The 12,017-nt window shown below is 62.1% G+C and carries 14 protein-coding genes and 1 tRNA gene; 12 read left to right on the top strand and 3 right to left on the bottom strand.

Annotated features, from left to right (window positions below):
* Positions 1-131: 131 nt before the first annotated feature.
* Both VGL22_RS17385 and VGL22_RS17380 read right to left on the bottom strand, forming a co-directional pair.
* Positions 132-347: a hypothetical protein gene (locus tag VGL22_RS17385; RefSeq protein ID WP_465268214.1), complete on the bottom strand. Its 216-nt coding sequence runs from the start codon at positions 345-347 to the stop codon at positions 132-134.
* The gene (locus VGL22_RS17380; RefSeq protein WP_465268213.1) at positions 344-1,246 is read right to left on the bottom strand and encodes a hypothetical protein; all 903 of its coding nucleotides are present in this window, start codon (positions 1,244-1,246) and stop codon (positions 344-346) included. The genes VGL22_RS17385 and VGL22_RS17380 overlap by 4 nt, the downstream gene beginning before the upstream one ends.
* A 345-nt stretch (positions 1,247-1,591) precedes the next feature.
* Between VGL22_RS17380 and VGL22_RS17375 the strand changes: the two genes are divergently transcribed.
* Positions 1,592-1,768 carry a hypothetical protein gene (locus tag VGL22_RS17375; RefSeq protein WP_465268212.1) on the top strand — a complete coding sequence of 59 codons (177 nt, stop codon included), beginning with the start codon at positions 1,592-1,594 and terminating at the stop codon, positions 1,766-1,768.
* A gap of 174 nt (positions 1,769-1,942) precedes the next feature.
* Here VGL22_RS17375 and VGL22_RS17370 read toward each other — a convergent pair whose 3' ends face one another.
* A complete protein-coding gene (locus VGL22_RS17370; RefSeq protein WP_465268211.1) occupies positions 1,943-2,911 on the bottom strand; it encodes a retropepsin-like aspartic protease in 969 nt (322 codons plus the stop codon).
* A 642-nt stretch (positions 2,912-3,553) separates the two neighbouring features.
* Between VGL22_RS17370 and VGL22_RS17365 the strand changes: the two genes are divergently transcribed.
* From VGL22_RS17365 to VGL22_RS17315, 11 genes are all read left to right on the top strand, one after another.
* Complete coding sequence (locus VGL22_RS17365; RefSeq protein ID WP_465268210.1) at positions 3,554-3,856, top strand: prevent-host-death protein; 303 nt, start codon at positions 3,554-3,556, stop codon at positions 3,854-3,856.
* Positions 3,847-4,248, top strand: a complete 402-nt coding sequence (locus tag VGL22_RS17360; RefSeq protein WP_465268209.1) for a putative toxin-antitoxin system toxin component, PIN family — start codon at positions 3,847-3,849, stop codon at positions 4,246-4,248. Before VGL22_RS17365 ends, VGL22_RS17360 begins: the two co-directional genes overlap by 10 nt.
* A 68-nt stretch (positions 4,249-4,316) precedes the next feature.
* Positions 4,317-5,363 (top strand): 4-(cytidine 5'-diphospho)-2-C-methyl-D-erythritol kinase, encoded by a 1,047-nt coding sequence (locus tag VGL22_RS17355; protein WP_465268208.1) that lies wholly within the window; start codon positions 4,317-4,319, stop codon positions 5,361-5,363.
* Positions 5,364-5,441: 78 nt separating this feature from the next.
* Positions 5,442-5,515: transfer RNA gene (locus VGL22_RS17350), tRNA-Gln, on the top strand.
* Between the two features lie 130 nt (positions 5,516-5,645).
* A complete protein-coding gene (locus VGL22_RS17345; RefSeq protein ID WP_465268207.1) occupies positions 5,646-6,740 on the top strand; it encodes a ribose-phosphate diphosphokinase in 1,095 nt (364 codons plus the stop codon).
* Positions 6,741-6,950: 210 nt separating this feature from the next.
* Positions 6,951-7,637, top strand: a complete 687-nt coding sequence (locus VGL22_RS17340; protein WP_465268206.1) for a 50S ribosomal protein L25 — start codon at positions 6,951-6,953, stop codon at positions 7,635-7,637.
* Positions 7,638-7,640: 3 nt separating this feature from the next.
* Positions 7,641-8,285, top strand: coding sequence for an aminoacyl-tRNA hydrolase (gene pth, locus VGL22_RS17335; RefSeq protein WP_465268205.1), 645 nt, complete (start codon positions 7,641-7,643; stop codon positions 8,283-8,285).
* Between the two features lie 151 nt (positions 8,286-8,436).
* Positions 8,437-8,892 (top strand): 30S ribosomal protein S6, encoded by a 456-nt coding sequence (gene rpsF, locus VGL22_RS17330; RefSeq protein ID WP_465268204.1) that lies wholly within the window; start codon positions 8,437-8,439, stop codon positions 8,890-8,892.
* 178 nt (positions 8,893-9,070) lie between these two features.
* Entirely contained in the window at positions 9,071-9,457 is a 387-nt protein-coding gene (gene rpsR, locus VGL22_RS17325; protein ID WP_465268203.1) for a 30S ribosomal protein S18, read from the top strand.
* Between the two features lie 282 nt (positions 9,458-9,739).
* On the top strand, positions 9,740-10,246 hold the full coding sequence (gene rplI / locus VGL22_RS17320; protein WP_465268202.1) for a 50S ribosomal protein L9: 507 nt from the start codon (positions 9,740-9,742) through the stop codon (positions 10,244-10,246).
* Between the two features lie 502 nt (positions 10,247-10,748).
* Entirely contained in the window at positions 10,749-11,735 is a 987-nt protein-coding gene (locus VGL22_RS17315) for a substrate-binding domain-containing protein (protein ID WP_465268201.1), read from the top strand.
* Positions 11,736-12,017: the final 282 nt, after the last annotated feature.

Below are 12,017 nucleotides of genomic sequence, written 5' to 3'. Positions count from 1 at the left end.
TCCAGCGCGGCATCCTCCTGCGCGCGCACCATGCAACCAACAGAAAGAACACCGGCCACCAGGATGAAAGTTCGGAGAATCGCTTTGTGCATGCCGCCAGCTTAACCTGCTGCACCAGCCTCCTTCGCAATTCACGGCTGCTTCGGCTGCGCAGGAGCCATTTCTCCCACCCCCGGCAGAATGCGCATCTCCACGCGGAACAGGTGATAGTCCTCAAACACCGTATGATTCAACGCCGTGATCCCGATTTCCTTCAGCATGCTGGCAGCGGCAGAGGCATTGGAATGTGACACAGCCGCCTGCGGCGTGGGCGCAAACGAGACGGCCACACTCGCGGGGACGATCAAACTAGTGGAACTGCTACTCGCTGAAGATCGGCAACGAGGAGGTCGCTGAGGACTTTGCGGCCGCGTGGCGGTGGTACGGAAGCCGGTTCCTGGAACTCAAACAGGCAATTCTCAAACTCGAATGCCGCAGCTGTGACCGGCTGACCGCCGCGGTAAATCACCCTCACGTTTCGAAGAAGGAAGATGAGATATGGCGGATTCCCTCCAGCCGCATGAAGCCGACGTTGCATTTCACCATACTGCTGAGCGGCTTGGCTACGCTCGAAGCCCGCCTGATCATGGAGTACGAAAATGCAATTACTGAGGTCTGCCGCATAGGCTGCGGTGTAATTGCTACGAACAGCGGCCGGGATATCGGGCTTCATCTCTATTTTATAGGGCTGATTGACACAGTAGTTCATCGGGTTCTTCTCGTCCAAGTGCGACGTCTGCGAGCGGTAGGTAATCAACTGTGCGGCCGCTTGCCAAGCTTCCGTGACGTCTGGATTCGCCACAGCTACCTCCTTGACCGCCGAGCTAAGCCTCACGATCTTCTGCGGATCCGGTGCTTTTCCCTCAGCACGGTCAACCTTGATCTGGGAGGTCACGAGGGACAGATTGGCGGCTAACTGTTGCGGGGAGGCAGGGTGCTCAAGAGAGGACACTATAGTCCCTAGTCCGCCGTCAGCCACTTTTTGTTTGATTTTGCCTATATCCTCCTTGATTGAAGACATGTCCTTGTTGACCCACATAAATTGGGTTGTGAGCCAACCACACCAACCTCCGACGGCTAGCGCCGCAACGGTTAACGCGGTCCAATGCCACTTCTTGTCCTGCTCCAAAGTCGCGAGTCTTTGGGAAGTGGAAGTCGGTGCCATGCTTTCCTCGGAAGAGAAGAATTCGTAGGACTTATTAGTCATTATCCTCCCTGCCGGTGATAGGTTCCAAACTCTCACCCCGTGCCGATCCCCTTATTGATCAGAGCGAACTAGAAAATGCTCTTGATGAACTCAGCAATCACACCACGCAAATAGTTGGTTCCGTTGTATGTGGTGCCCAGACGAGATGAGCGGGTGCTTGTGGCCGGTCTGCAAGTTGCTCGTCCAGGTGAACGGGGTGTCCATGGAGGTTGTCTGCGCGAGATTCAGGAACGGGACACCGTAAGCTGTGCACGTTGCTGAAATCGTCGCGTTCTGAACAGGGAGCGATTGCAGATAGCCACCCACCCATATCATCCGTGCCGTAGGCTTGGCCCGCCCACCCTTATGGCCGAGATCCGTCGCCTCTCCAGCGACTACACCCCGCCCGCAGGCGCCTGCCCCACGTTCCTCAACTTCTACATCAGCGTCCGCGAATTCGAGCAGGACCTCCACCAGCACATCCACCTGGAGAACAACATCCTCTTCCCCAAAGCGGTAGCTCTCGAGCAAGCAGCGAGTTAGGCGTCACGCATGGGCATCAGGCAACCGGCAACGGTGTTGCACCCCCACTGAGCCTGTTGCCTGATGCCAATGCCCGCCCTGCTCTTACCCCCGCTCAGGTCCTACTCTCCCTTTGTCCCTTTGTCCCTTTTTCCCTTTTTCCCTTTGTCCCTTTGTCCCGGCTCCCTGCCTCTCTCAATCCACCGGCACCAAATCCTCCGCCTGCTGCCGTGCCTGGTTGATCAGGTGCGGCGGGCTCGGCGGCGGACCCAGGCTGAACGTGTCGTGGGCCGATTCGAACCGCACCAGCTGGTTCTCCTGATCGAACGTGATGGCAAACCCCTGCATGGGCCACGCCCCGAAGTTCGCCACTGGAAATGCCGAGTGGATCTGAACCACGGGGTGAGCGAAAACATAGCGGCCGAGTTTCACGTCCGTGCCCAGCTTGGCCGCCTTGATCTGGAACGTCGTGCAGATCGAGTGCCCCACGGCAAACAGCACAGGATCCACGTCATACTTCAACGGCGCGGCAACCTGTTCGGGAATCTCAAGCCCGGCGCCTCCTGAATCCAGCAGCGCCTGCACCGCCACCTGGTCGCTCAGCCGGAGCTGCGTGACCGGCACGCCCGACTGCAGCGTAAACGGCAACACCGTCTTCTCGCCGTCGGGCGTCAGCGCGCCGGTGCTCAGCCCCATTCGCCGGTTAGGAAAGTCGAGCGTCAGCAGATAATCCCGGAACAATGCGAACCCCAGCAGCCCCTCCGCCTGCCCCGCCTCGGATTGGAACGTATGCTCCACCGCCTCCAGCGTGTTGAATCGCACCCCAGCCAGCTCCAGCGTGTCGATCAGCACAACCGGCACCTTCTTCTTGCTGCCCTCCCCGCTCGGATCGCTCAGCGTAGCCTTGCCCGTCGCCGGCAAAGCCAGCTCACGCGCCAGCTCCGGCGTAATCAGCACCTCACCCCCGGTCCCGGTGTCGAGAATGAACCGGTACGGGCCCCTCCCATTGATCGTCACCATCACGTACGGCTTCCCGTAGAGCACCTCCATGGCTGTGGAGTGCTCCGTCAACGACCCACGCGACTGGCTGCAAAGCGTCGCTCCCCCCGCTCCCGCCAGCACACACAGCAAGAACCCGCTACTGCGAAGAAATCGGAGTTTCATGGCTCCTCCTTTCGCGTGAGCCCCACGGTGTCGCCGCACGCCGACACCCGGCCCCTCGCGCTCGGTTCTCACTGCCTCCAGGACTTGCATTCTAAGCCCGATCCTGCGCGCCAACCGCGCCCTGATTCATCGCGGCCCCCCAAACCGCAACCCGGTCCCCCCACTCCATGAAGCGGTACGCCGCCTCACAGCTATCGCAAACACCCGCTGATTCGCCCCTCAAAACGCACCACTTCCGAGGCTGCGAAAGACTCACCTGGAGAAGCTTTGCAATCAAGCCCTCACTGCTCAGTCAGGCCGATCAGGCCCACACACAATGCCTGAGCTTGACAGGCTGCGGAAAAACTCAAAATGAGCAGGGTTTGTAACAGGGCACGACTTCAGTCGTGCCGCTAAGGCTAATAGAATGTGTGGGCTTTAGCCCCTGCCACTACCCGACTCACCACAAAACCGCTTTTTCCCGCAGCCTCTTGAGCCCTGAAGCATGGGGATCTCGCCCTGCCAGAGCAGTCCCGCTGACCTGCTAACCCGCTCCCCGCCAAGCGGCGCTAACCTGCTGCCCTTCCGCCAGCTGCCAAATCAAGTCCGTGGAACCCTTTGCCCTGCGTAGCCATTTCGGCTACACTCTTGGCGAGGTGACTCATGCGTCAGGTCTCCCTGCGTGAATTTCGAACTCGTGGCCAGGTGGCCCTCAAGGACGTTCCCCCCGGCGAAACAGCTCTGCTCGTCGGTCAGAGTGGGCCTGCCTTCTTTCTCGTTCCCGTGCACGGCGATCTGGCCCTTCAGGACGCAGACCTGCAGCGTGCCATCGCAAAGGCCAGTCTCCGCGAGGATCAACGTTTGGCGCGGGAGGCCGGCTTCGATCTAACCAGCGACGAGCAGATTGATGCTGAGATTGCCCGCATTCGCGCATCATCCCCCCAACAGGACCGCGCATGCGCCTGATCGTGCTCGACACGAATGTGATCGTGTCGGCGCGCATCAACGCAGAGGGCATTCCCTCCAGGATCGTCAACCTCCTCCTCGATGGCCGGATCCAGCTCGTCACCAGCCCCTGTGTGGTGGCCGAGTACCGCGAAGTCACAGCTCGGGCAAAGTTCCACAGCTACGGCGTTCCTCCCATCTGGCTTGAGACCTTGATTCGCACCAGCCTGTCCCTTCCTGATCCTGAATCATTCCCTCAGATTTGCCCTGACCCAAAGGACGCTCCCTTCCTCGCTCTGGCTCACGCGGCCGGCGCGTGGCTGGTCACCGGCAACATCAGGCACTTCCCCGAGCAGGTACGAGGCGGAGTGGTCGTCCTCACTCCGGCTGAGTACCTGGCCCAAATCAGCTAACCCGCTCGCCGCCAGGCGGCGCTAACCTGCCGCCCTTCCGCCAGCCATCCGCCTTCTACAATGAAGTCATGCCCACCGCCGTTCGCTCGCACGCCAAAATCAACCTCGGCCTCGGCATCGGCGCCCCCCGCCCGGACGGCTTTCACGCCCTCGCCACCGTCTACCAGACCCTCGAAATGCATGACGTGGTCACCGTGTCCGCCCGCCGCGCCCCCCAAACCACCATCCGCATCACCTCCAACGACCGCCGCGTCCCCTCCGACAACCGCAACACCGCCTGGAAGATGGCCGAGCGCGGCCTGCAGCTCTTGTGCGCCCACGCTGCAGTCGACATCCACATCGAAAAAGGCCTTCCCGTCCAGGGCGGCCTGGGAGCCGGCTCCGCCAACGCCGTCGCCGCCCAGGTCGGCCTTGAAACCGAGCTCGCAGCCGAACTCGGCCTCAGCCCCCGCCGCTTCCCCAGCTCCCGTTTGGAAATCGCCGCCCAGGTCGGCTCCGACGTCCCCCTTTTCCTCATCGGAGGCACCGTCCTCGGCCTCGATCGCGGCCAGGAAGTCTACCCCCTCCCCGACCTCGATCCCACCTGGTGCGTCGTCGCCACCCCCTCCATCGGCGTCTCCACCCCCCAGGCCTTTCGCGACTGGGACGACCTCTGCATCCGCGAAAGATTGACCCAGGAGGCCAGTGACGATAAGCTAAAGGAGTTGAGCCGCGCCTATGCCAGCGCCTTCGCGGGAGCAGTCCCGCAGGAACGGCAGGCAGGTTCCTCCGGTGTCCCCCCAAACGGAGGGGACCTCGCCGGACTTCAAGAGTCCGCGCTTGTCCGCACCGGGATTACGAGCTGGATCGCGAACGACTTCGAACGTGTGGTCTTCCCCCAGCATCCTTCCCTTGCTGAAATCAAGCGCCTTCTTGCCGCCGACGACACTCCGGAGGCAGCCCTGCATGCTTCTCTGTCAGGGTCCGGTTCAGCTCTCTTCGGGTTATACCTGACCCGGGAGATGGCCGAAGCAGCCTGCGCACGTCTGCAGGCGGCGCGTATAGCAAGCACTCTGACGCGTACCCTGCCGCGCCCCCTGTACTGGGGCCAAATGCTTCAGCCCTCAGGTTGTTGACAGGGTTAACTCCTCCGCGAAACACTCGCGGACGGGCTGCCCGGGCCAGTTGCAGATGGGCCTCTGATGTTGTGATGTTGGGCGATCGTTCAATGGTAGGACAGTGCCCTTTGGAGGCACTTATTCAGGTTCGAATCCTGATCGCCCAGCCAGATTTCATAGTGTTGACGGAGTGCCCCCTGTCTCGATCCTGAGACCTGGTCGCCTCCAGGGTCCGCAAAACACGGACCGCACATACCGGGAAAGCAGCCAAAGCCAACCAGCTTGGAGGACCTCGGAGAGATGGAAACAGGATCGTTGACCGCAACAGTGGAAGAAAAGCAGCAGACCGGCACGGTGGAAACCAACAATCCCGCCGCGCCCGTCGCTCACCCTGACACCAGGGCCAAGGACGCCAAGCCGGCCCCCGAGCGCAAGCGCAGCCGCAATCTCAGCGAAGACAAGCGCTTCAAGCTCTTCTCCGGCACCGCCAATCGCCCGCTCGCCGAGGAAATCGCCCGCCACATCGGCGTCAAAGTGGGCGAGGCCAAGCTGCAGCGCTTTGCCGACGGCGAAGTCTACTTCCAGTTGCTTGAAAACGTCCGCGGCGTCGACGTCTTCGTGGTGCAGCCCACCTGCTATCCCGTCGACCAGCACCTGGTCGAGCTGCTCGTCATGATCGATGCGCTCAAGCGCGCCTCCGCAGCCCGCATCACCGTGGTCGTCCCCTATTACGGATACGCCCGCCAGGATCGCAAAGACCGCCCCCGCGTCGCCATCAGCGCCAAGCTCATTGCCGACCTGCTCACCACCGCCGGCGCCAACCGCGCTCTCTTCGTTGACCTGCACGCCGCGCAGATTCAGGGCTTCTTCAACATTCCGGTCGATCACCTCTTCGCCAGCCCCGTCCTGGTCGGCTACTTCAAAGACCTGAACCTGCCCAATCTCATCGTCGTGTCCCCGGATGCGGGCGGCGTGGAGCGGGCCCGGTTCTTCGCGCAAAAAGTGGGCGCCCCCCTGGCCATCGTCGACAAGCGCCGCACCGACATCAACGTAGCCGAGATCATGAACGTGGTCGGCGATGTGAACGGCAAAACCTGCCTCATCATCGACGACATCATTGACACCGCCGGCACCCTGGTCAAAACCGTCGACGCCCTCTACGTCAACGGCGCCGCCTCGGTCCACGCCTGCGCCAGCCACGCCGTGCTTTCGGGCCCGGCCATTGAACGCATCGCCGCCTCGCGCCTCGAGCAGGTCGTCGTCACTGACACCATCCCCCTGCGCGAAGCCGCACAAAAGCTAAGCAAGATCAAGGTGCTCACCATATCCGGCCTTCTGGGCGCGGCCATTGAGAGCATCCACATGGAAACCAGCGTCTCGACGCTGTTTTCCTGAAACGATCAGTGATCGGTGATCAGTGATCAAAACCAAAACTGCTGGTAGGTCTCAGCCAGTGTCGTGCGTCGGGTTCTTGCTGACCACTGACCACTGATCACTGACCACTGGCTTAACAAAGGGAGCGGCAGAAATCAGCATTTGAGCTAGTAGCTAGAAGCTAGCGGCGAGAAGCTGTATTTCCCGTGCCCGACCAGAAATGAGAGAAAAATGCCTGAAGTCGTCGTAGCCAAGCCCCGCGAGGGCAAGTTCAACAAGAATGCCGCCCGCCGCGTGCGCGTTGCCGGCAAAATCCCCGCTGTTCTCTATGGCGCCGGCCATGAGCCCGTCGCCGTCGAGGTCGATCCCAAGCAGATCTCGCGGATCCTCTTCTCCGAGTCCGGCCACAACACCATCTTCGATCTCACCCTCGGCGACCAGGCCAACGCCGCCAAGGCCATGATCGTCGACTGGCAACGCGAGCCCATCAACGACAAGCTGATCCACATCGACCTCAAGCGCATCGCCCTCGACAAGACCCTGCGCGTCAGCGTGCCTATCCGGCTCGTCGGCGTGCCCGTCGGCGTCAAGACCGAGGGCGGCATCCTCGATCAGGTCCTCCGCGAAGTCGAAATCGAGTGCCTCCCCGCCGACATTCCCAGCCACATCGACGTGGACATCGCCGGCCTCGGCCTTCATCAGGTCCTGCGCCTCAGCGAACTGCCGCACAACGACAAGGTCAAGTTCCTGGCCGCCGAAGACGCCACCGTCGCCCACGTCATCTCCATCCGCGAAGAAGCGGCTGCGACCGTGGACGCAGCGACTGTCGCCACCGCCGGCACCGCGGCCGAGCCCGAAGTCGCCAAGAAGGGCAAGCCCGACGCCGAAGCCGCCAAGAAGACCGAAAGCAAGAAGTAAGTCTTGGGCGACGCAAGTCTTTCTCCGGTTCCCAACCAGCGCCGGGGCCCATTCATCGTGGTGGGCCTCGGCAATCCAGGACCGGATTACTTATGGACTCCGCATAACGCGGGGTTCATGGCTATCGACCGCATCGCTTCGCAAGAAAGCGTTGTGGTCGCCAACCGGCGCTGCCGGGCTATGACCGCCTCCTGCCGCATCGCAGGACGTGAAGTCATACTGGCCAAACCGGAGACCTACATGAACCTGAGCGGCGCTTCGGTGTCCGCCCTGGTTCGGGAGTACGAAGCGGACCCGCAGCAGGACCTGCTCGTTATCTATGACGAGCTCGACCTGGCGCTGGGAACGTTCAAGATCAGAGAGCGCGGTTCGCCCGCCGGCCACAACGGGGCCCGCAGCATAACCGCCGCTCTCGGCAGTCAGGAATGGCTCAGGCTGCGCATCGGAGTGGGACAGGATCTCCCTCCCGAAGCAATCGCAGCCGGAGCCAGTCGACGGGGCGGCAAAGATTATCTGCTTTCGCCGATGAGCAAGCGTGATCTGACCGTCATGGATGAAGTGCTCGACCGCGTAGCAACCGCTGTCCGCCGCATCCTCCACGATGGCCCGGGCCCCGCAATGAACGAATTTAACCGCAAGGAACAGTGATCCATGGTCAGTCTTCAGTGGTCAGACGGAAAACGACACCTGACTGGCGATTGCGGTGAGAAGGAATTGAGAACAAGGTCGGTGAGTTTCTGATCACTGATCGCTGTTCACTGATCACTGCCGCTCTGGAGCGGCGGAAAAGAGAAACCGGATGTCCCGTGTATACGAGGTAATGTTCATTGTTCGGCCCGACGTGGCCGAAGAAGACGTCGACAAGCTGCTCGCCGGCTTCAACACCACTGTCACCAACGGCGGCGGCACCATCAAGTCGACCGAAAAGATGGGCCGGCGCAAGCTCGCCTATATGGTTCGCAAGTTCAACGACGGCAACTACATTCTGCTTACCGTCGAGGCCGATGGCGCCACCGTGCATGAGCTCGAGCGCCGCCTCCGCGTCTCCGAGCCGGTGATCAAGTTCCTCACCGTGCGCATGGACGAGGAAGAAAAGCGCCTGGCCAAGGTCAGGGCGATCCGCGCCTCGCGCCGCAAGCTCAGCGCCGAACCCGCCGCCGCGCCCGCGCCGCCCCCACCCGCCGCCCCGGCTCCACAGCCGGTCCAGGCTGCTCCGGCCGCCGAGCCCAGCGAAACCGCCCAGGCCAGCGCCTGAGAACAGGGAATAGCGAGTAGGGAACAGGGATTGGAAAACCGGAGCGCACGGCGCGCTCGTCTACTCCTGATCCCTATTCCCTGCTCCCTCAAAAGCCCCGGCCGGAATCGGCCCATTTACCAATGCTTGAGCTGACAGCTGAAAGCTGAAAGCACAAAGCGGACAAACGAGGAATCACATGGCTGACGAAACACAAGCAAAGGCGCCCGAGTCGAGCGCACCCGCACAAGAACGGCCGAGCTCCGGCCCTGAGCGCAGCTCCGGCCCTGAGCGCAGTTCAGGTCCTGGCGGCGGTCCCGGCTCCGGCCCCCGCGGACCCCGTCCCGGCGGCCCCGGCGGCCGCGGCAAGTTCTTCCGCCGCAAGAAGGTCTGCAAGTTCTGCACCGAAAAGATCGACGCCATCCCCTATCGCGATGTGCGCCTCCTGCAGGGCTTCGTAGCCGAACGCGGCAAGATCGTGCCTCGCCGCCTCACCGGCGTCTGCACCACCCACCAGCGCCGCCTCACCCGCGCCATCAAGCAGGCCCGCAATATCGCCCTGCTGCCCTTCGCCACCCGCCACTAAGGCGAGTGGTTCTGAGCACGCGGAGACGCGCGCGTATCGAAACGGAATGACTGCATGGCCTCTGAAGGAATTACGTAGGACCGGCTTTGTAACAGGGCACGACTTGTGTCGTGCCGATCAAAGCATTCGAAGCAACTCGGGCTTTAGCCCCTGCGAATGCGACCGGCCCTGCAAACTCCCTTGAGCAACCTGTTCGGTCACGCCGCACGCAACCAGATTTTCGCGGGGCTTTGGCCCCTGAGGGAAGCCCGAACAAGCCCCCTCGAATAACGGAGATTCAACATGGAAGTCATCCTCAAAGAAGACGTAGCCAACCTCGGCCACCGCGGAGACGTGGTCAAAGTTGCCGATGGCTACGGCCGTAACTTCCTGCTGCCCCGCAAGCTGGCGCTGCAGGCCACCGCGGCCAACAAAGCGGTCATCGACCAGATGAAGTCCGCCGCCGCCCGCCGCTCGGCCACTGAAAAGGTTCAGGCCGAACAGCTCCTCGCACAGCTCGAGCCCGTGGTGCTCACCTTCACCCGCAAGTCCGGTGAAAGCGGCCACCTCTTCGGCTCCGTCACCTCGGCCGACATCGCCGCCGAGCTCGCCACCAAGGGCTTCGACATCGACCGCCGCAAAATCACGCTCGCCGACGCCATCAAGTCCCTCGGCAACCACGAGGTCTCGATCCGTCTGCACCGCGAAGTCACCGCCCACGTCAAGGTGAAGGTGAACGGCGACGCCAATGACGAAGCCGCGGCGGCGACCGAAGCTGTCCAAGCCCCCGCGGAAACCAGCGCCGAGTAAGCGCCTCCCGCACGCGGGCGAACCAACCCCAGGGTGCCCACCCTCGCGACGTTCCTGTCTCTGTCGCCAGGGTGGGCCCCACCCCCCACCCCTGCCTCACTCCCTCCCTCTTCGCTCTTTACACTCTGTGACCCTGTAACTTTCTGACTCTTTCCCTCTTTCCCTCTTTCCCTTTGTCCCTCTTTCCCTTTGTCCCTCTTTCCCTTTGTCCCTCTTTCCCTCTTTCCCTTTGTCCCTTTGTCCCTCTTTCCCTTTGTCCCACCCTCCCCCAACCACCTCTCCTTCATTCGAGTTACAATGCTTTCGCGGTAACAACCGGTTCCCAAGTTGGATCCGCAACGCCGGTAGCCCCGGCATCCGGGCCGGAAGCAGTCCCCCGCCCACGAGCGCTCCATCCCGTGCCCACGGTCGACTCCCCCCGTCGCCTCCATGCCGCTCCCGCCGATACTGCGCCTCCCCCTTGACGCGCCGGCTGTCGAATCTGGCTCGACTGAGGAGACCTATGAACTTCAACAGAAAGTTTGGGTTGGTCCTGGCGGGGCTGGTGTTGGCATCTGCCACCAGTTGCAACACTGACAATGGCCCCGAGGTGTATTACTTGATCGCTGCCAACGTGCAGCTACCTTACTGGCAGACCGTCGCTAACGGATTCAACAAGGCGGCAGCCGTTTACAAAGTGCAGGCCAAAGTGGCCGGCCCACAGAGCTACGACCCCGTCGCTGAGCTCGAAGCCCTGCAGACCGCTGTCCGCGAAAAGCCCGCCGGCATCCTCATCTCCGTCGCGGACGTGTCCACCCTGGAGCGCGGCATCGAATCCGCCATCCGCGAAGGCATCCCTCTCATCACCGTCGACTCCGACGCCCCCGCCACCCGCCGCCTCTACTTCATCGGCACCAATAACATTGAGGCCGGCCGCCTGGGCGGCAGCCGCCTCTCCGATAAGCTCAACGGCAAAGGAAACGTGGCCTTCTTCACCATCCCCGGCCAGCCCAACCTGGAGGACCGCCTCGCCGGCTTCCGCCAGATCCTCAGCACCCAACCCGGCATAAAAATCGTCGACACCATCGACATGAAGGGCGACGCTAAAACCGCCGCCGATCAGGCCCAGCAACTCCTCGCTAAAACCGGCGCCCAGAAAATCGACGCCTTCGTCTGCCTCGAAGCCATCTCCGGCAAGCCTGTCGCCGACGCCGTCAAAGCCGCCAAAGCCACCGACCGCACCGTCATCGCCTGGGACACCGACGAAGGCACCCTCAACGCCATCCGCGACGGCACCATCGACTCCACCATCGCGCAAAAGCCCTACACCATGGGCTTCTTCGGCCTCAAGCTCCTGCACAACGTCCACGAAGCCCCGCCCTCACAACTCAACAAGGACTTCCGCACCGACTTCTTCTCCCCCTACCCCGTCTTCGTCGACACCGGCACAACCCTCGTCGATCGCAACAACGTCGACCTCTACTTCTCCGCCGCCGCCGTCAACAAGTAGAAGAGAAACGTCCAACCCGTCCGTGCCCCATCCTCGCGACTTTTTTCTGCCGCGAGGGTGGGAAACCACGAACCAACCCAGCCCCTTCCTGTTTCTCCCTCCGCCCTTCTGTCCCTTTTTCCCTTTTTCCCTCTTTCCCTTTTTCCCTCGTCCCCTTTTTCCCCGTCCTTTATCATTTCCACTGCATGCAACCGGACTCCCCCCACCGCCGCCACTTCCTGAAATCCGCCGCCGCCTTCGCCGCCTCCGCACAGACCAGATTCAAGCCGGCGCCCTCCGACC

This window comes from Occallatibacter sp., from assembly GCF_036502485.1.
In the GTDB taxonomy this organism is placed as follows: domain Bacteria; phylum Acidobacteriota; class Terriglobia; order Terriglobales; family Acidobacteriaceae; genus Telmatobacter.
Note: the sequence above shows the minus strand (reverse complement) of the source record. Positions and strands in the feature narration are given on the sequence as shown.

Excerpts from the sequence above, each read along its gene's own strand:
- VGL22_RS17380 (WP_465268213.1), bottom strand. The coding sequence starts at position 1,246 with ATGACTAATAAGTCCTACGAATTCTTCTCTTCCGAGGAAAGCATGGCA.
- VGL22_RS17355 (WP_465268208.1), top strand. The coding sequence starts at position 4,317 with ATGCCCACCGCCGTTCGCTCGCACGCCAAAATCAACCTCGGCCTCGGC.
- VGL22_RS17315 (WP_465268201.1), top strand. The coding sequence starts at position 10,749 with ATGAACTTCAACAGAAAGTTTGGGTTGGTCCTGGCGGGGCTGGTGTTG.
- VGL22_RS17365 (WP_465268210.1), top strand. The coding sequence starts at position 3,554 with ATGCGTCAGGTCTCCCTGCGTGAATTTCGAACTCGTGGCCAGGTGGCC.
- rpsR (WP_465268203.1), top strand. The coding sequence starts at position 9,071 with ATGGCTGACGAAACACAAGCAAAGGCGCCCGAGTCGAGCGCACCCGCA.
- rpsF (WP_465268204.1), top strand. The coding sequence starts at position 8,437 with ATGTCCCGTGTATACGAGGTAATGTTCATTGTTCGGCCCGACGTGGCC.
- VGL22_RS17345 (WP_465268207.1), top strand. The coding sequence starts at position 5,646 with ATGGAAACAGGATCGTTGACCGCAACAGTGGAAGAAAAGCAGCAGACC.
- VGL22_RS17340 (WP_465268206.1), top strand. The coding sequence starts at position 6,951 with ATGCCTGAAGTCGTCGTAGCCAAGCCCCGCGAGGGCAAGTTCAACAAG.
- VGL22_RS17375 (WP_465268212.1), top strand. The coding sequence starts at position 1,592 with ATGGCCGAGATCCGTCGCCTCTCCAGCGACTACACCCCGCCCGCAGGC.
- VGL22_RS17370 (WP_465268211.1), bottom strand. The coding sequence starts at position 2,911 with ATGAAACTCCGATTTCTTCGCAGTAGCGGGTTCTTGCTGTGTGTGCTG.
- VGL22_RS17360 (WP_465268209.1), top strand. The coding sequence starts at position 3,847 with ATGCGCCTGATCGTGCTCGACACGAATGTGATCGTGTCGGCGCGCATC.
- rplI (WP_465268202.1), top strand. The coding sequence starts at position 9,740 with ATGGAAGTCATCCTCAAAGAAGACGTAGCCAACCTCGGCCACCGCGGA.